At 68.4% G+C, this 18,802-nt stretch carries 12 protein-coding genes and 1 pseudogene; 8 read left to right on the top strand and 5 right to left on the bottom strand.

Features of this window, described 5'->3' with window-relative positions; translation table 11 throughout:
• Window position 1: 1 nt before the first annotated feature.
• A complete protein-coding gene (gene cysG, locus ASD82_RS16505) occupies window positions 2-1,471 on the bottom strand; it encodes a siroheme synthase CysG (protein ID WP_056718871.1) in 1,470 nt (489 codons plus the stop codon).
• Window positions 1,472-1,778: 307 nt separating this feature from the next.
• Here cysG and ASD82_RS16500 point away from each other — a divergent pair, with 307 nt between their 5' ends.
• Entirely contained in the window at window positions 1,779-2,768 is a 990-nt protein-coding gene (locus ASD82_RS16500; protein WP_056718870.1) for a LysR substrate-binding domain-containing protein, read from the top strand.
• Between the two features lie 38 nt (window positions 2,769-2,806).
• Here the strand turns inward: ASD82_RS16500 and ASD82_RS16495 are convergent, their stop codons facing one another.
• The 4 genes and pseudogenes from ASD82_RS16495 to ASD82_RS16480 form a co-directional block, all read right to left on the bottom strand.
• Window positions 2,807-4,564, bottom strand: coding sequence for a bifunctional sulfate adenylyltransferase/adenylylsulfate kinase (locus ASD82_RS16495; protein ID WP_056719164.1), 1,758 nt, complete (start codon window positions 4,562-4,564; stop codon window positions 2,807-2,809).
• A 56-nt stretch (window positions 4,565-4,620) separates the two neighbouring features.
• A complete protein-coding gene (locus tag ASD82_RS16490; protein ID WP_056718869.1) occupies window positions 4,621-5,343 on the bottom strand; it encodes a phosphoadenylyl-sulfate reductase in 723 nt (240 codons plus the stop codon).
• A pseudogene (cysI, locus tag ASD82_RS16485) lies at window positions 5,340-7,028 on the bottom strand (assimilatory sulfite reductase (NADPH) hemoprotein subunit); the annotation flags it as partial. The gene ASD82_RS16490 and the pseudogene cysI, both read right to left, overlap by 4 nt.
• 74 nt (window positions 7,029-7,102) lie before the next feature.
• The gene (locus tag ASD82_RS16480) at window positions 7,103-8,962 is read right to left on the bottom strand and encodes an assimilatory sulfite reductase (NADPH) flavoprotein subunit (protein WP_056718867.1); all 1,860 of its coding nucleotides are present in this window, start codon (window positions 8,960-8,962) and stop codon (window positions 7,103-7,105) included.
• Window positions 8,963-9,115: 153 nt separating this feature from the next.
• On the opposite strand from ASD82_RS16480, the gene ASD82_RS16475 reads away from it, so the two are divergent.
• The 7 genes from ASD82_RS16475 to ASD82_RS16445 all read left to right on the top strand — a co-directional run bounded on the left by ASD82_RS16475 (window position 9,116) and on the right by ASD82_RS16445 (window position 18,793).
• Window positions 9,116-9,868, top strand: a complete 753-nt coding sequence (locus ASD82_RS16475; RefSeq protein WP_056718866.1) for a sulfite exporter TauE/SafE family protein — start codon at window positions 9,116-9,118, stop codon at window positions 9,866-9,868.
• 30 nt (window positions 9,869-9,898) lie between these two features.
• Window positions 9,899-11,095 carry a cupin domain-containing protein gene (locus ASD82_RS16470; protein WP_056718865.1) on the top strand — a complete coding sequence of 399 codons (1,197 nt, stop codon included), beginning with the start codon at window positions 9,899-9,901 and terminating at the stop codon, window positions 11,093-11,095.
• A 10-nt stretch (window positions 11,096-11,105) separates the two neighbouring features.
• Complete coding sequence (locus ASD82_RS16465; RefSeq protein WP_056718864.1) at window positions 11,106-12,056, top strand: GNAT family N-acetyltransferase; 951 nt, start codon at window positions 11,106-11,108, stop codon at window positions 12,054-12,056.
• 354 nt (window positions 12,057-12,410) lie between these two features.
• Window positions 12,411-15,251 carry a 2-oxoglutarate dehydrogenase E1 component gene (locus ASD82_RS16460; RefSeq protein WP_056718863.1) on the top strand — a complete coding sequence of 947 codons (2,841 nt, stop codon included), beginning with the start codon at window positions 12,411-12,413 and terminating at the stop codon, window positions 15,249-15,251.
• Between the two features lie 83 nt (window positions 15,252-15,334).
• Window positions 15,335-16,540, top strand: coding sequence for a 2-oxoglutarate dehydrogenase complex dihydrolipoyllysine-residue succinyltransferase (odhB, locus tag ASD82_RS16455; RefSeq protein ID WP_056718862.1), 1,206 nt, complete (start codon window positions 15,335-15,337; stop codon window positions 16,538-16,540).
• 117 nt (window positions 16,541-16,657) lie between these two features.
• Entirely contained in the window at window positions 16,658-18,082 is a 1,425-nt protein-coding gene (gene lpdA, locus ASD82_RS16450) for a dihydrolipoyl dehydrogenase (protein ID WP_056718861.1), read from the top strand.
• Between the two features lie 114 nt (window positions 18,083-18,196).
• On the top strand, window positions 18,197-18,793 hold the full coding sequence (locus ASD82_RS16445) for a TIGR00730 family Rossman fold protein (protein WP_056718860.1): 597 nt from the start codon (window positions 18,197-18,199) through the stop codon (window positions 18,791-18,793).
• The last annotated feature ends 9 nt before the right edge of the window (window positions 18,794-18,802 follow it).

Genomic DNA, 18,802 nt, shown 5'->3' with positions numbered 1-18,802 from the left:
TTCATCCGGCGCGATGCAGCGCGGCCAGCACGTCGGGCGCCGCCGACGGGCGCTCCTGCGTGCGGAGGGCATGCACCGTGGCTCCCAGTGGCGGCTGGCCGAACCAGGCCAGCGAAGGCGCCAGCGCAGCCACTTCGCCCACGATCAGCAAGGCCGGCGAGCGCACCGCATGGAACGTGGCACGCTCGACCAGGTTGGCCAGGGTGCCGGTGACCACGCGCTGCTCCGGGCGCGAGCCATTCTCGATCAGCGCGAACGGCGTGGTCGGCGCCCGGCCGTGGGCGAGCAGGCCCGCCTGCAGCGCGCCCAGTTCGGCCACGCCCATGTACACCGCCAGGGTCTGCCGTTCCTGGGCCAGCAGCGCCCAGTCCGGCGACTGGTCCGGCGACTGGCCATGCGCGGTGACCAGGCGCACCGATTGCGCGTGATGGCGGTGGGTCAGCGGCACGCCCGCGTAAGCCGCGCAGGCCACAGCGGCGGTGATGCCGGGCACGACTTCATAGGGAATGGCGTGAGCGCGCAGGAATTCCAGTTCCTCACCGCCGCGACCGAACACGAAGGGGTCGCCGCCCTTCAGCCGCACCACCCGCCGCCCCGCCCGCGCGTGCCGCAGCAGCAGGTCGTGGATGGCGTCCTGGCTGATGTGATGGCGGCCGGCCTGCTTGCCGACCTCGATCCGTTCGGCGTCGCGCCGGGCCAGTTCCAGCACCTCGGCGCTGACCAGCCGGTCGTTCAGGATCACGTCCGCCTCGTTCAGCGCGCGCAGCGCCCGCAAGGTCAGCAGGCCCGGATCGCCGGGACCGGCGCCCACCAGCACCACCGAACCGGCCGGGGCCTCCGGCGGCGCCAGCATCGTCGCTTCCACCGCCTGGCGGGCGGCTTCCGGCCGGCCCTGCCGCAGCAGGCCCGCCACCGGACCGGTGAACAGGTTCTCGTAGAAGCGCCGGCGCGCAGCCATGTCCGGATGCCGTGCCCGGATGCGCTTGCGCAGGCCGGCCGCCAGCGTGGCCAGCGCGCCCAGCGAGTGATCCAGCAAGCCCTCCAGCCGCTCGCGCACCAGTCGGGCCAGCATCGGCGCCTCGCCGCCGCTGGAGATGGCGATGGTCAGCGGCGACCGGTCGACCACGGCCGGCACGTGAAAACTCGACAGGGCCGCGTCGTCCACCACGTTGACGAAGATCCGCCGCAGCTCGGCAAAGGTCGCGATCAGGCGGTTCAGCTCGACGTCCGAGGTCGCCGCCACCACCAGCCAGACCCGATCCAGCCAGCTCTCGCGGAACGATTCGTGGCGATGGGCCACGCGGCCATCGGCCACCCACCGCCGCAGCTGCGGCGTCAGCGTGGGCGCGTTCACTGTGACCTGCGCCTGCGCGCCGAGCAGGGCCGCCACCTTGCGTTCGGCCACCGGGCCACCACCGACCACCAGCACGGCGCGGCGGGACAGATCGGCGAACAGGGGATACAACTTCATGCGATGCGTCCGGTGCAGGTATGACGATGCGATCACGCTATCCGGGCGCCAGCGGCGGCGACAAATGATTTGCGCCACCGCGCATATGCCGCCACGGCATGTTGCCAAAAACTTGACCAATCCATCAAATGGACGTATAGACGTCTGATCATGAAATCACGTCCAGGTCACGCATCCCCTGACGCCCTGCCCCCGGTGGCGGCCCGCGGCCTTGTACCCGCCCTGACCACGCCGGCTGCCACGCGATGTATCCGTGTTTCGTTCGCGCCTCGCCTCCACGATCCCGACCGTACACGAGAACTTCGCCATGACCCTGACCCAACTGCGCTACCTGGTAGCCATCGCCGACTCCGGCCTGAACATCACCCTGGCCGCGGAACGCGTGCACGCCACCCAGCCCGGCCTGAGCAAGCAGCTGCGGCAGCTTGAGGACGAGCTGGGTTTCCAGCTGTTCGTGCGCAAGGGCAAGAGCCTGGACACGGTGACCCATGCCGGCCGGCAGGTGCTGGAGCGGGCGCGCACGATTCTGGCCGAAGCGGCCAACATCCGCTCGATCGCCGCCAACCTGCGCAACGAGGCGCACGGCGAGCTGCGCATCGCCACCACCCACACCCAGGCCCGCTTCGCCCTGCCCGCCGCGATCGGCATGCTCAGCCAGAGCTATCCGCGAGTCAGCGTGCACCTGCAGCCGGGCCGCGACAGCGAGGTGCTGGCGCAACTGGAAGCGGGCCGGGTCGATCTGGCGGTGATCAGCACGGCCGGCGCGCCGCCCGGCAGCGGCATCGCGCTGCCGGCCTATCGCTGGCATCGGGTGATCCTTGCGCCGCGGGAGCATCCGCTGGCCACCAGCGGCCAGCCGCCTTCGCTGGACGCCCTGGCGAAACTCCCACTGGTCAGCTACGACTCTTCCGTCAAGGCCGACTCCTCGCTGCGCCGCGCGTTCGAGGCGCGCCAGCTGCAGCCGCATGTCGCGATGACCGCCGGCGATGCCGACCTGATCAAGACCTACGTGCGCACCGGGCTCGGCATCGGCGTGCTGGCCGAGATGGCGATGCTGCCGGCCGACACCGACCTGGCCGTGCTGCCGGCCGATCACCTGTTTCCGCAATGCACGACCTGGATCGTGCTGCGTCGCGAGAGCGTGCTGCGCGAGTACGTGCTGGAGTTCGTCACGCAGTTCGCGCCGCATCTCGACCGCCGCGACGTGGCGCGGGTACTGGCCGGCGACACCGCCGCCGGCGAATGGACCGGGGTGCCGCACTGGCGGGAGCGCCGGCAGGCCACGCTCGCCGCCTGAGCCTGGCCGGCGCGCGACGCCCGCCCCGCAAGGCGTCATCAATCGTCGAGCAGGCCCTTGTTGCGCAACAGGGCCAGCACCTGGCGGGCCAGCGCTGCCGGCTCGGCGGCCTGGCCATCGATGCGCAGCTCCGGCTGCTCGGGCACCTCATACGGGTCGCTGATGCCGGTGAAGCTGGCGATCTTGCCGGCGCGTGCCTGGGCGTAGAGCCCCTTGCGATCGCGCGCCTCGCACACCTCCAGCGCGGTGGCGACGTGGATCTCGATGAAGTCGCCATGCGCCTCGACCAGCGCCCGCGACTCGGCCCGCGCGTCGGCATACGGCGCGATCGGCGCGCATACCGCGATGCCGCCGTGACGCACGATCTCGCTGGCCACGTAGCCGATGCGGGTGACGTTGGCGGCGCGATCCTCGCGCGAGAAACCCAGCCCGCGCGACAGGTGCTTGCGCACTTCGTCGCCGTCGAGCACGGTGACCGGGCGACTGGTGTGCTCCAGCAACTGGGCGATCACCGCCTGGGCGATGGTCGACTTGCCGGCGCCGGACAGCCCGGTGAAGAACAGCGCGAAGCCGCGCGGCTGGTGCACCGGATGACGTTCGCGCAGGATCTTCACCACCTCGGGGAAGCTGAACCACGCGGGGATCTCGCTGCCTTCATGCAGGTGCCTGCGCAATTCGGTGCCGGAGATGTCGCGCACCTCGTCGGCTTCGGCGACTTCGGTGGACGGCAGGTAGGTATCGCGGTTGGCCGCATAGACCATCGCGGGGAACGCCACGATGCGGATGCCCAGTTCCTCCTGGTGCCGCTCCAGCAACTGCTGCGCCTCGAACGGGCCGTAGAACGGACGTCCATTCGAATCCTTGCCGGGACCGGCATGATCGCGGCCCACGATGAAATGACTGGCGCCGTAGTTCTTGCGGATGATCGCGTGCCACAGCGCCTCGCGCGGGCCACCCATGCGCATCGCCAGCGGCAGCAGCGACAACTTCACGCTGTCGGCCGGGTAGTGCGGCAGCAAGGCGCGGATGCAGCGCACGCGGGTGTAGTGATCGACGTCGCCCGGCTTGGTGCGGCCGACCGAGGGCTGGATCAGCAACTTCGCGCCGACCTGCCGCGCGGCGCGCAGGGTCAGTTCGCGGTGGGCGCGATGCATCGGGTTGCGGGTCTGGAACGCCACGATGCGGCTCCAGCCATGCTCGGCGAACCACGCGCGCAGGCTGCGCGGAGTGTCGCGCAGTTCGCCGAAATCGTGGTGCGCAGGACGCTGGATGCCGCGCAGGCGGCCGCCCAGTGCGACCGGCCGAGTGCGTTCCAGCAGTTCGGCGACGCCCGGATGCAGCCGATCGGTGCTGCCGAATACCTGCTTCGCCTCGTGCAGGCGATCGGGCCAGTAGATGTCGCTCACCTCCAGCACCGCCAGCGGCACGCCCTGGCTGTCGCGCAGCGCGACCTCGTCGCCGACCACCAGGTTGGCCGCGAATTCCTCGCCGACATCGAGGGTGATCGGGATCGGCCACAAGGTGCCGTCTTCCAGGCGCAGTTCCTCCACCACGCGATCGTAGTCGCGGCGGCCGAGGAAACCTTCCAGCGGCGAAAACGCGCCGCTGAGCAGCAATTCGAGATCGCACAACTGGCGCGTGTCCAGGTCGACGCCGGGCAATTGCGTGCTGCGCTGCTTCAGCGCTTCGGCTTCGGCTGGCGGTAGATAGAGCTCCTTCAGCGCGCCGCCATGGGGGGCGATCAGGGCGTCGTCGGGAGCGGCTTCAGGAGTGGGCGCAAGCGCGGAGTGGCTCATGTTGGCGAGTTTCCAGTAGGTGGCGAGAAGGCCGTCGCGAGGCGACGGCAAGTGGCTTACGCGATGCCGTGCAGTCCGCATTCGCGCTTGAGTCCGAAGAAGCGGGTGTCCTCGGCGTCCATGCCGGGCTCCCAGCGATGGCTGGTGTGGGTGTCGCCAATGGAGACGTAGCCGCGCTGCCACAACGGGTGGTAAGGCAGCTGGTGGCGCGCCAGGTACTGGCCGATGTCGCGGTCGCTCCAGTCCGCCAGCGGGTGGAACTTCCAGCGGCCCTGGCGATGCTCGACGAAGTCGATCGCCTGGCGGCTGCGCGACTGTCCCCGGCGCAGGCCGGCAAACCAGCCGGTCGCGCCCAGTTCGGCCAGCGCCCGCTGCATCGGCTCGACCTTGCGCAGGCGGTTGTACTGGTCCAGCCCGGGCACGCCCTGCTCCCACAGCCGTCCGTGGCGCGCCTCCATCCAGGCCGGACTGAGCGGTGCGCGATAGACCCTGAGGTTCAGCGCGAGCCGTTCGGTCAATTCGTCGACGAAGCGGTAGGTTTCGGGAAACAGGTAGCCGGTGTCGATCAGCACCACCGGCAGGCGGGCGCGCTGGCGGGTCAGCAGGTGCAGCGATACCGCCGCCTGTGCGCCGAAGCTCGACGACAGCACGTGTTCGCCCGGAATGTGTTCGAACACCCACGCCACGCGCTGCTCGGCGTCGAGCGTGGCGAACCGTGCATTCAGTTCCGCCAATGCCTGCGGTTCGGCCGAGACGGCCGCGGCCAGCACCGCGCTCATGCCAGCACCGCCAGCGGAATATGCCGTGGCTTCACCGCCGCTACGATGCCGGCGCGCAGCAGGAAATCGCCGAAACCCTCGCCCTCGCCCCGTTCATTCGCGTAGCGCGCAAACAGCGGATCGAGCGCGTCGAGGATCGTCGCCTCGTCGATGTTCTCCCGATACACCTGGTTCAGGCGCTGGCCGCTGAAGTCGGCAGCCAGGCGCAGGTCGTAGCGACCCGGCCCGCGCCCGACCAGGGCGATCTCGCCCAGATAAGGCCGCGAGCAACCGTTGGGGCAGCCGGACAGGCGCAGCAGGATCGGCGCGTCAGCCAGGCCGTGTCGGGCCAGCAGCAATTCCAGCTTCGGCAGCAGCGCCGGCAGGTAGCGTTCGCTCTCGGCCATCGCCAGGCCGCAGGTGGGCAAGGCCACGCAGGCGATCGCATGACGGCGGATGCCGCTCTGCGCGCGGTATTCGCCAAGGCCATGCGCGTGCACGATCGCATCGATGCGCGAACGCTCGGCGGCCGGCACGTTGGCGATGATCACGTTCTGGTTGCAGGTCAGGCGGAAGTCGCCCGCGTGCACCTTTGCCAGTTCGCGCAGGCCGCTGAGCCAGCGCCGGTCACCGGTGTCGGCAAGCCGGCCGGACTCGATGTGCAAGGTGAGATGCCAGCGGCCATCGTGTCCCTCGACCCAGCCATAGCGGTCGCCGTTGTGCTCGAAGCGGTGCTCGCGCGGCGGAGCCAGCGCATAACCCAGCCGCGATGCCAGTTCCGCCGTGAACGTGTCCAGGCCGTGCCGGTCCAGCGTGTATTTCAGTCGCGCATGCTTGCGCTCGGCGCGGTCGCCCCAGTCACGCTGCACGCCGATCACCGTCTCGGCGACCTCGAACAACTGTTCGGGCGCGACGAAGCCGATCACGCTGGCCAGCCGCGGATAGGTGCTGGCGTCGCCGTGGGTGGCGCCCATGCCGCCGCCGATGGCGATGTTGAAGCCACGCAACACGCCCTGCTCGATGATCGCGATCAGGCCCAGGTCCTGGGCGAACACGTCGATGTCGTTGAGCGGCGGGATCGCCAGGCCGATCTTGAATTTGCGCGGCAGATAGGTCGCGCCGTACAGCGGCTCGACCTCCGGCGCGCCTGCCAGCTGCTCGCCGTCCAGCCATATCTCGTGGTACGCCCGCGTCTTCGGCGCCAGCTCGGCGGACAGCCGCGTGGCCCAGGCGTACGCCTCGGCGTGCGCGGCGGACTCGACCGGGTTGGCCGTGCTGACCACGTTGCGCACCACGTCGCCGCAGGCGGCGATGGTGCTGGCCAGCGCCGCGTGGATCGCGGCGATGGTCGGCTTCAGCTGGCGCTTGATGATGCCGTGCCACTGGAAGGTCTGCCGCGTGGTGATGCGCAGCGAGTCGCTGGCGTACTCGCGGGCGATGCGATCGAACACCAGCCACTGCGCCGGTGTCACCACGCCGCTGGGCAGGCGCGCGCGCAACATGAAGGCGTAGGCCGGCTCCAGCTTCTGCCGGCGACGCTCCTCGCGCAGGTCGCGGTCGTCCTGCTGGTAGCTGCCGTGGAATTTCAGCAGCTTGGTGTCGTCGTCGCTGATCGCGCCGGTGACCGGATCGGCCAGGCCCTCGGCGATGCCACCCCGCAGGAAGCGGCTTTCAGCCTTGATTTTTTCGAGATGGGAAAGCATTGGAACATTCTTTTTCTGAAGAGTGCGGCCATGGCCGGCCGTTTCCTGGCTCGAGCTTCCAGGGGCGAGCGCATCAACTAATAGACGTCACGGGCGTAGCGACCCTGCTGCAGCAGCTCGCCCAGCCAAGCCTCGGCGGATTCGGCGGAATGACCGCCGTGGGCCACGGCCACCTCGATCAGGGCGGCGTGCACGTCGCGCGCCATGTGTTTCGCGTCGCCGCAGACATAGAGATGTGCGCCGCCATCGAGCCAGGCGTACAGATCGGCGCCACGCTGGCGCAGACGATCCTGCACGTAGGTTTTATGCGAATCCCTCGCAACACCCCGCACATCCTTGTGCGGACTTTCAGGAAGAGCGTCATCCCGCGAGAACGCCAGATCGAGCCGGTGCAGCGCGCCATCCGTCAACGCCTGCTGCCATTCCACCTGATAGAGGAAGTCGCTGGCGAAATGACGGTTGCCGAAGAACAGCCAGTTGCGGCCACTGCCCCCGCGCTCGCGGCGTTCCTGCACGAAGGCGCGGAACGGGGCCACGCCGGTACCGGGGCCGATCATGATGATGTCGCGCGCGTCGTCGGCCGGCAGCCGGAAGCGCTCGTTCGGCTCGATGAAGACCTCCAGCCGGGCGTCCTCGCCGCTGGCGGCCAGCAGGCTGGAGGCTGCGCCCCAGTGGGCATGGCCATCGGCTTCGTAATCGACCACGGCCACGGTCAGGTGCACCTCCTCGCCCACGGCCGCCGGGCTGGAGGCGATCGAGTACAGCCGCGGCGCCAGCGGCCGCAAAGCCGCCAGCAGGGCTTCGGGTTGCCAGGTCGCGGGATGGCGGCGCAGCAGGTCGATGGGCTGGTCGTCGGCCAGCACCGCGGCCAGCCGGGCCGCGTTTTCCGGCCGCAGCAGCCCGGCCAGTTCGGCGTGCCCGCTGGTAGCGGCCAGCGCCGTGATGAAGCCGCGATGCAGGCGGGTGAGTTCGCAATCGCGCTCCAGCCACTGCCGCAACGGCTGACGGCGATGCTTCCAGCTCACTTCGCCGGCGCCATCGAGCTGCAGGAGGTCGAGCCATTGCGCCACCAGCGCCGGCGGATTGCGCGGCCACACGCCCAGCGCATCACCCGGCTGGTAGCGCAGGCCGGAGCCTTCCAGCGACAGCTCCAGGTGGCGGATGTCGCGGGTGCTGTCCCGGCTGACGATGCGCTGGTTGGCCAGCACCACCGCGCTGAACGGTTGTTCGCGGGAATGCGTGCTGGCTGGCGGCACCACATGCAACGGCGTCACCCGCCCGGGTGCCGTGACCTGCTTGAGCACATCACGGGTGCGCTCCACCACCTGCTCCGACCAGGGTTCGGCGACCAGTTCGAACTCCAGGTCGGCTTCGCCGAAGGGATGCAGGCGGCTGGCGCCCAGCGCCGCCAGCCGCTCGTCCAGCTGGCGCCCGATCGTGCAGAACTGCGGATAGCTGGAATCGCCAAGCCCCAGCACGGCGAACTGCAGCGCCGGCAATTTCGGCGCCCGCTTGCCGGTGATGAACTCGAACAGGCCACGCGTGTCATCCGGCGGCTCGCCGTCGCCCTGGGTGCTGACCACCACCAGCAGGTGACGCTCCTGCGCCAGTTCCCGCTGCGGGTAGGCGTCGGCGCGCAGCAGCCGCACCGGCAGGCCCAGCGCCTCGCTGCGACTGGCCAGCGCCGTGGCGATGCGCCGGGCGTTGCCGGTCTGGCTGCCGTAGAGGATGGTCAGCCGCTCGCCCGCCTGCGCCGCCGGGACGGGCGCCGCCGCCCCTTGGCGCTGGAGCTGCCCTGCCTGCACGGCCGCCCAGGCGGCCACCCAGTACAGCTGGGCCGCGCCCAGTCCGTCCAGCCCTCTGGTCAGCAGGGCAAGCCTGTCCGCGGGCGGCTCGGCATCGGCGATGTTTCTGGCGACGACTGAATTCACGACCATCTCGTTTGGACGTCCATACGTCTGGACATCCAAAGTATTGCTCCATCGCATAACCGTGAAAGGATGCCTTGCCATGTACATATGCCGACGGCTTATTTCCGCGCCCGACGGCCACCGCCAATACTTCGCCGACCCGCCAGGCGCCCCGGACACATGCCAGCATTCTCCGAATTCATCACCTTTGCCGCCGTGGGCGCGCTGGCCCAGCTGATCGACGGCGCCCTGGGCATGGCCTACGGCATCACGGCGGCAAGCATGCTGCTGGGCCTCGGCCTGCCGCCGGTGGTGGCCAGCGCCAGCGTGCATTACGCGGAGACCTTCACCTGTGGCGCTTCGGGCCTCAGCCATCTGGCTGCGGGCAACGTGCGACGAAGGTTGTTCTGGGCCCTGGCGCTACCGGGCGTGGCTGGCGCGGTGATCGGCGCGCTGGTGCTCAGCCACGTGCCGGCAGCATGGATGCGGATGGCGCTGACGCCCTACCTGCTCGGCATGGGCCTGTGCCTGTTGCTGCGCGGCGGGCGAGCACCGGGCGAGCACGATGACCGCATCCCGTCGGCGACGCGACCGCTGGGCCTGGTCGCGGGCTTTGCCGACGCCGTCGCCGGCGGCGGCTGGAGCGCGATCACGGTGACCGCCCTGGTCGCCCGGGGCGCCACCCCGCGCATGGTGATCGGCACGGTGCACCTGGCCAAGTGCGCGGTCAGCGCCGCGGCCAGCGTCAGCTTCCTGTGGCATGTCGGTGCCAGCCATGGCGTCGCGGTGCTCGGGCTGATCGTGGGCGGCGTCGTCGCCGCGCCGCTGGGCGCCGTGCTCACCCGGCGTCTGCCGCCACGGGCGGCAACCCTGCTGGCGGCGACCGCCGTGCTCGGACTGGGACTGCATGGCGTGGCCCAGGCCCTGCGCTGATCCACCCTCGCCCGCGGCTACAATGGCGGCATGACCAAGCCCACCGTTTTCCCCATCGAAGTCCGCGGCTCAGCCCGGCAGCCACTGGGCATGTCGCCCGCCCGTTTCCTCCGCGACTACTGGCAGAAGCGTCCGCTACTGATCCGCCAGGCGTTTCCCGATTTCCAGCCGCCGCTGCAGCCGGACGATCTGGCCGGCCTGGCTTGCGAGCCTGCCGCTCTGGCCCGGTTGATCGTGCATGACGAAAAACGCGACCAATGGCACGTCCATCCCGGTCCGCTCGGCGAGGCGGATTTCGCGAATACTCCCGACAGCAACTGGACGTTGCTGGTGCAGGATGTCGACAAGTGGGACGCGGACGTGGCCGGCCTGCTGCAGCACTTCAGCTTCCTGCCCAGCTGGCGGATGGACGACGTGATGGTGTCCTACGCCGAACCGGGCGGCGGCGTCGGCGCGCACGTCGACCAGTACGACGTGTTCCTGATCCAGGGCCTGGGCCAGCGCCACTGGGCGATCAGCGATGATCCGCTGGCGCCGAAGGCCTTCCGCCCCGACGTGGAACTGAAGCAGCTGGCGCAGTTCGAACCGACCCACGAATGGCTGCTCGACGCCGGCGACATCCTGTACCTGCCGCCAGGCGTACCGCACGACGGCGTGGCATTCGGCGGTCCGTGCATGACATTTTCGGTTGGCATGCGCGCGCCGTCGCAGGCGGAGCTGACCGGCGACCTGGCCGACTACATCGCCGAACAGTTGCCGGACGAGCTGCGCTACGCCGACCCGGACCTGAAACCGGCCAGGGCCACCGGCGAGATAGACCGCGCCGCGCTGGAGCGCCTGAAGAGCACGCTGCCGTTCGCCGCGGCCCTGCGCGACGATCTGCTGCACGACTGGTTCGGCCGTTTCATCACGCGCTACCGCAACGCGCAGATCCCGGCGCCGCTGGACAAGCCATTGAGCATCGAGACCTTCCTCAAGCAACTCGACGGCGGCGCGCAACTGCTGCGTCACCCGTGGTCGCGGCTGGCCTGGCACCGCGACAAGTCGACCTGCACGCTGTATGTCAGCGGCGCCGCCTACCCGGCCACGCCGGCGCTGGCGCAGGCATTGTGCGAGCAGCGCAGCCATACCCCCGCCAGGAAGATCGGCGTCGCCGAACGCAAGCTGCTGCTGGCGCTGGTCAACGATGGTCACCTGATCGTGCGCAAATCCCGCCAACGTCGCTGAGCACGCACCGATGAAACTGCAGGACTTCCACATCGAGATCGCCGACTGGTCGAACCCCGACCAGCAAACCGCCCTGCTCGACCTGCGCGAAACCGTGTTCATCCACGAACAGGGCGTGCCCGAGCAGCGCGAGCGCGACGGACTCGATGTGGACTGCTGGCACCTGCTGGCGCGCGACGAGCATGGCCAGCCGATCGGCTGCGGCCGGCTCACCCCGCAGCACAAGATCGGTCGCATGGCCGTGCTGCGCGACTGGCGCGGTCGTGGCGTCGGCCAGGCGCTGTTGCGCGAGATGATTTCCCGGGCCCGCAGCCAGGGCTGGCCGGAGGTGAAGCTGGATGCCCAGGTCAGCGCCCAGGGTTTCTACGAGCGCGAAGGCTTCGCGGCGTTCGGTGAGACCTTCGAGGACGCCGGCCTGCCCCATCAGGCGATGCGCCTGGCCCTGCCAGCAGCGGACGACGTGCCGGCAGCACTGCCCGACATCGGCACGCTCGCTGCCGGCACGCGCGGCGAGACCGCGGCGACGCGCCTGCAACTGCTGGCCGATGCCCGCCATCGGCTGGACATCCACCTGCCCCTGCTGGGCAGCGATGCCTACGCCAGCCCGGACGAACTGGCCGAGCTGCGACGCATCGCGATCTCCGGCCGCGGGGCGCAGATCCGCATCCTGCTGCACGATCCGGCCGCCGCGCTGCGCGGTGACCATCGACTGATCGCCCTGGCGCAACGCCTGCCCAGCGCGATCCAGATCCGCACGCCGGTCGATGAGGTCGACCTGGCCTACCTCGCGTCCTATCTGCTCAACGACGCCGGCGGCTATCTGTTCCTGCCCGAGGCGGCGCGCCCCCAGGGCCGCGCCGCCCGTCACGACCGCGCCAGCCAGGCGCCGCTGCAACAGCACTTCGACGAAGTGTGGGAGCGTGCCGAACGGGCCAGCGAGCTGCAGGCGCTGAATATCTGAGCGGACTGACTCAATCGGACTGGCTCAATCGGACTGACTCAATCGGACTGGGCCAGACGGACTGAACCGCAGCTGGCCCGGGATCGCCCTGCCTGGCCAGCCGCGACGCGGCGCAAACCGCATGAAAACCGCTGGCCGCGCCGGAAACGGGCTACGACCTTGGTCTGAGAAGCCCCCGCACGGGCCGTTCCAGGCCGTTCGCAGCTTGCCGCGTCGCAGCACCCAAAGGCTATAATCATGGGGATTCTCCCCAGTCATCCGTATCAGCGGCCCGTCGGGCTTGAAAACCGACCGGTAACCGCGACTTCAACGTGACACGGATGAGCTCAAGCATCCCTTCCTGCCGGTGGTGACGTGACTACAAACCTGATCAGCGAGTTCTTCGAATCTTCCCAACTCGCAGGCGGCAACGCCGATTACGTCGAATCGCTGTATGACGCCTGGCTGGCCGACGCCTCGTCGGTTCCCGCCGAATGGGCCACGTATTTCTCATCGTTCAAGGGTCGCGAGTCCGGCGACGTCTCCCACACCGCGGCCATCGCCCGCATCGAAGCGGCACAGAAGCAGCGCCACAACGGCGCCACGGCCGCACCGGTCAGCGATGAACACGCGCGCAAGCAGGCCGGCGTGCTGCGCCTGCTCACCGCCTACCGTTCGCGCGGCCATCTTGCCGCCGACCTCGATCCGCTCGGCCTGACCGAGAAGATGACGGCGCCCGACCTGGGCCTGGCCTTCCACGGCCTGTCTGATGCCGACCTCGACACCGAATTCGACACCGGCAACTACGCCGGCGGCGGCCTGCGCCTGAAGCTGCGCGACCTGCTGGCCCGCCTGCAGAAGACCTACGCCAGCACGATCGGCGCCGAGTTCATGCACATCAGCAACCACGAGCAGCGCAACTGGATCTACAGCCGGCTGGAACAGGCTGCCGGCCAGAGCGGCCTGGACAAGGCCGGCCAGCAGCGCGTGCTGGATGGCCTCACCGCCGCCGAGGGCCTGGAGCGCTACCTCCACACCAAGTACGTCGGCCAGAAGCGCTTCTCGCTGGAAGGCGGCGACAGCTTGATCCCGATGCTCGACGACGTGGTGCGCGAAGCCGGCGACAACGGCATCAAGGAACTGGTCATCGGCATGGCCCATCGCGGCCGCCTCAACGTGCTGGTCAACATCCTCGGCAAGCCGCCGAAGACCCTGTTCGACGAGTTCGAGGGCAAGTTCGACCACCCCGACGACCCGGCCCACTCGGGCGACGTGAAGTACCACATGGGCTTCTCCGCCGACGTCAAGACGCCGAAGGGCGGCGTGCACGTGGCGCTGGCGTTCAACCCGTCGCACCTGGAGATCGTCAACCCGGTGGTGACCGGTTCGGTGCACGCGCGCCAGACCCGCCGCCGCGACACCGCGCACACGCAGTCGATGGCCGTGCTGATCCACGGCGACGCCGCGTTCGCCGGCCAGGGCGTGAACATGGAACTGCTGAACATGTCGCAGGCCCGCGGTTTCCGCATCGGCGGCAGCCTGCACATCGTGATCAACAACCAGGTCGGCTTCACCACCTCCAATCCGCAGGACGCGCGCTCCACCATGTACTGCACCGACCTGGCCAAGATGGTCAACGCGCCGGTGCTACACGTGAACGGCGACGACCCCGAAGCGGTGATCCTGGTGACCCGGATCGCCTACGATTTCCGCAAGCAGTTCCGCCGCGACGTGGTGATCGACCTGGTTTGCTACCGTCGCCACGGCCACAACGAGGCCGACGAACCGGCCGCGACGCAGCCGGTGATGTACCAGATCATCCGCAAGCGCCCGACCACGCGCGACCTCTACCAGCAGCAGTTGGTCAAGCAGGGCGTGCTGGCCGACGGCGAAGCTCAGAAGCAGTTCGAAGCCTATCGCGCACGGCTGGAAGCCGGCGCGCCGATGACCGACCTCGACCCGTCGCCGGTGCGCGACGGCCACGTCGATTGGGCGAAGTTCATCGGCGGCAAGCTGTCGACCCCGGTCGACACCGGCGTGCCCCGGCAGAAGCTGCAGGAGCTCTCCAGCAAGATCCTCAGCCTGCCCGCCGACCTCACCCTGCAGGCGCGCGTGGCGAAGATCTACGACGACCGCCGCAAGATGGCCGCCGGCGAGCAGCCGGCCGACTGGGGCTTCGCCGAAAATCTCGCCTACGCCACCCTGGTCGATGCCGGCTACGACATGCGCCTGGTCGGCCAGGATTCCGGCCGCGGCACCTTCTTCCACCGCCATGCGGTGCTGCATGACCAGAAGGACGGCCACACCTACATGCCGCTGGCCAACGTGCGCGCCAGCGCCGACGTCGAGGTGATCGACTCGCTGCTCAGCGAAGAAGCGGTGATGGCGTTCGAGTACGGCCACTCCACCACCGACCCGGATACGCTGAACATCTGGGAAGGCCAGTTCGGCGATTTCGCCAACGGCGCCCAGGTGGTGATCGACCAGTTCATCAGCTCCGGCGAAGCGAAGTGGAACCGCCTGTGCGGCCTGGCGCTGTTCCTGCCGCACGGCTATGAAGGCCAGGGCCCGGAACATTCCTCCGCGCGTCTGGAACGCTTCCTGCAGCTGTGCGCGTTCGACAACATGCAGGTCTGCGTGCCGACCACGCCGGCGCAGGATTTCCACATGATCCGCCGGCAGATGCTGCGCCCGGTGCGCAAGCCGCTGATCGTGATGACGCCGAAATCGCTGCTGCGCCACAAGCTGGCGGTGTCCACCCTGGACGAACTGGCCAACGGCAGCTTCCAGCTGGTGATCGGCGAGCATCGCGAGCTGGCTGCGAAGAAGGTCAAGCGCGTGGTGCTGTGCTCGGGCAAGGTCTACTACGACCTGCTGGAAGAAGCCGAGAAGCGCGAACTGAAGGACGTGGCGATCGTGCGCGTCGAGCAGTTGTATCCGTTCCCGCGCGTCGAGGTCACCGCCGAACTGGACAAGTACCCTTCCGCCAAGGAAGTGATCTGGTGCCAGGAAGAGCCGATGAACCAGGGCGCGTGGTTCCAGATCCGCCATCACCTGCAGGCCTGCACCGGCGTCAAGCACAGCCTGTCGTACGCCGGTCGCGCCCGTTCGCCGGCACCGGCGGCTGGCCACCACAACACACACGTCGCCGAACAGGCGGCACTCGTCGAACAGGCGCTGGTCGCGCCGGTCGGCACCGATCACTCTGCAGAATAAGCGGCTTTTCCGAACAGTGCGGCCAGGATGGCCGCTTCTTGATCTTCGCGATCATGGATGAGCGCACTAACTCAAGGATTCACATGTCCATCGAACTCAAAGTCCCCGTCCTGCCCGAGTCGGTCTCCGACGCCACCATTGCCACCTGGCACAAGAAAGCCGGCGACGCGGTAAAGCGCGACGAGAACCTGGTCGACCTCGAAACCGACAAGGTGGTGCTGGAAGTGCCCTCGCCGGTTGACGGCGTGCTGAAGGAAATCCGCCACGACGTCGGCGACACGGTGAACAGCGAGCAGATCATCGCGATCATCGAGGAAGGTGCCGCAGCCGCTGCACCGGCACCGGCTGCCGCGGCCCCCGCTGCTGCCGCTCCGGCGCCCGCCGCCGCGGCGCCCGCCCCCGCCGCGTCGAAGGCCGCCGCCGAGCTTTCGCCCGCCGCGCAGCGCGTCGCCACCGAGAACAAGGTCGACACTTCCGCCATCGCCGGCACCGGCCGCGACGGCCGCATCATCAAGGAAGACGTGGTCAACGCCGGCTCGCGTCCTGCCGCGGCTCCCGCCGCGCCGGCGGCGAAGCCGACTCCGGGTTCGCGTCCGGAAGAACGCGTGCCGATGACCCGCATGCGCGCGCGCATCGCCGAGCGCCTGATGCAGTCGAAGAACTCGATCGCCATGCTCACCTCGTTCAACGAAGTGAACCTGAGCGAAGTGACGAAGATGCGCAAGACGCTGGGCGAGGCGTTCCAGAAGGAACACGGCATCAAGCTCGGCTTCATGAGCTTCTTCGTCAAGGCCGCCGCCGAAGCGCTGAAGCGCTACCCGTTCGTCAACGCCTCGGTCGACGGCAACGACGTGATCTATCACGGCTACCAGGACATCTCGATCGCGGTGTCCACCGACAAGGGCCTGGTCACCCCGGTGCTGCGCGACGTGCAGGACATGAGCTTCGCCGACGTCGAAAAGGGCATCGCTGACTACGCCACCAAGGCGCGCGCCAACAAGCTGGCGCTGGACGACCTGCAGGGCGGCACGTTCACCATCACCAATGGCGGCACCTTCGGCTCGCTGCTGTCCACCCCGATCGTCAACCCGCCGCAGAGCGCGATCCTGGGCATGCACACGATCAAGGAGCGCGCCATCGTCGAGAACGGCCAGATCATCGCCGCGCCGATGATGTACATCGCGCTGTCCTACGACCACCGCATCATCGACGGCAAGGACGCGGTGCTGTTCCTGGTCGACATCAAGAACCAGCTGGAGAATCCGCAAAGGATGTTGCTGGGCCTTTGATTGCGATGCGATCAAAGGCCGGGAATCGGGAATGGAGAACCGGGAATCGTCAAAGCGAAGCCCGCCCTGCTCCAACGATTCCCGATTCCCGATTCCCTATTCCCCTGAGTGAATAAAATGAGCGAAAAATTCGATGTCATCGTCATTGGCGCCGGCCCGGCCGGCTACGTGGCCGCGATCCGCGCCGCGCAGCTGGGCCTGAAGACGGCCTGCGTCGACGCGTTCACCGGCAAGGACGGCAAACCCGCGCTGGGCGGCACCTGCCTCAACGTGGGCTGCATCCCGTCCAAGGCGCTGCTCGATTCCTCGCGCCAGTTCTGGAACATCGCGCACAACCTGCCGGTGCACGGCATCAGCGTGGGCGATGCCAAGGTCGACATGGGCACGTTCATCGGCCGCAAGGACAAGATCGTCAAGCAGTTCACCGGTGGCATCGCTCAGCTGTTCAAGGCGAACAAGGTCACCCCGTTCTTCGGTACCGGCAAGCTGTTGAAGGGCAACTCGGTCGAGATCACCGCCGCCGACGGCAGCAAGCAGACGATCAGCGCGACCAACGTGATCCTGGCCTCCGGTTCCATTCCGATCGAGCTGCCGTTCGCCAAGTTCGACGGCAAGGCGATCGTCGACAATGCCGGTGCGCTGGACTTCACGGAGGTACCGAAGCGCCTGGGCGTGATCGGCGCCGGCGTGATCGGCCTGGAGCTGGGCAGCGTGTGGCGCCGCATGGGCGCGGAAGTGACCATCATCGAAGCGCTGCCCGATTTCCTTTCGGTGGCCGACGCCGACATCGCCAAGGTTGCCGCCAAGGAGTTCGCCAAGCAGGGCCTGGACATCAAGCTCGACGCCAAGCTCAACAAGGCCGAGGTGAAGAAGGACGGCGTGCATCTCACCTACACCGACAAGAGCGGCGAGCAGCAGCTCGTCGTCGACAAGCTGCTGGTGGCCGTCGGCCGCCGCGCCTACACGCAGAACCTGCTGGCCGACGACGCCGGCGTGAAGCTGGACGAGCGCGGCCGCATTCTTGTCGACGAACACTGCCACACCGGCGTGGACGGCGTGTGGGCGATCGGCGACGCGGTACGCGGCCCGATGCTGGCGCACAAGGGCTCCGAGGAAGGCGTGGCGGTGGCCGAGTGGATCGCCGGCAAGGCCGGCCACGTCAACTACGACACCATCCCGTTCGTGATCTACACCGAGCCGGAAGTGGCCTGGGCCGGCAAGACCGAGAAGGAACTGAAGGACGCCGGCGTGCCGTACAAGGTTGGCAGCTTCCCGTTCGCCGCCATCGGCCGCGCCGTGGCGATGAACGAGGCCATTGGCCAGGTGAAGATGATCGCCCACGCCGAAACCGACCGCATCCTGGGCGTGCACATGGTCGGCCCGGGCGTCTCCGAACTGATCGCCGAGTGCGTGGTGGCAATGGAATTCAAGGGCTCGTCCGAAGACCTGGCGCGCATCGTCCATGCGCATCCGACGCTGTCCGAAGCCGTGCACGAAGCCGCCCTGTCGGTCGACAAGCGCGCCATCCACAAGGGCAATTGATCGCCCGGCACGACGACAAAGCGGCCCGCTCGTGGCGACATGGGCGGGCCGCGTCGTTTGAATTTCCGGAACCTTCAGCGCCGGAATGACGAGAAAGAAGACGAGTCCCTCTACATGTCCCAACCCACCGCCCTCTGCGTCTACTGCGGCTCCAGCTCCGGCAGACATCCCGAGTACGCCGAACAGGCCCATGCCTTCGGCACCGAAATGGCACGCCGCGGCATCGCCCTGGTCTACGGCGGCGGCAACGTCGGCCTGATGGGCGTGGTGGCCGATGCCGTGCTCGCCGGTGGCGGCAAGGTGATCGGGGTGATTCCGCGCCAGCTGGTGGAGCTGGAAGTGGCCCATCCGGGGCTCAGCGAGCTGGTGGTGGTCGAGACCATGCATCAGCGCAAGACGCGCATGTACGAGTTGTCCGATGCCTTCGTCGCCCTGCCCGGCGGCTTTGGCACCATGGACGAGATGTTCGAGATGCTGACCTGGGCCCAACTCGGCCTGCATCGGTACCCTTGCGCCTTCCTCGACGTGCGTGGCTACTATCGCGACCTGCGCCAGATGATGCAGCACATGGTCCAGGAAAACTTCGTGCGGGCCGAACAGCGCGATGGCATCTGGTTCGGCGACAGCATGGCGGAGCTGTTCGACTGGATGGCCGCTTACCAGGGCAGCTACGTGCCGAAGTGGATCGACACCCGCAGCGTCGACGCCTGACCGGAGGCA

The sequence above is a fragment of the Rhodanobacter sp. Root179 genome (assembly GCF_001428465.1).
GTDB lineage: Bacteria > Pseudomonadota > Gammaproteobacteria > Xanthomonadales > Rhodanobacteraceae > Rhodanobacter.
This window is presented reverse-complemented; position numbering and strand designations above follow the sequence as displayed.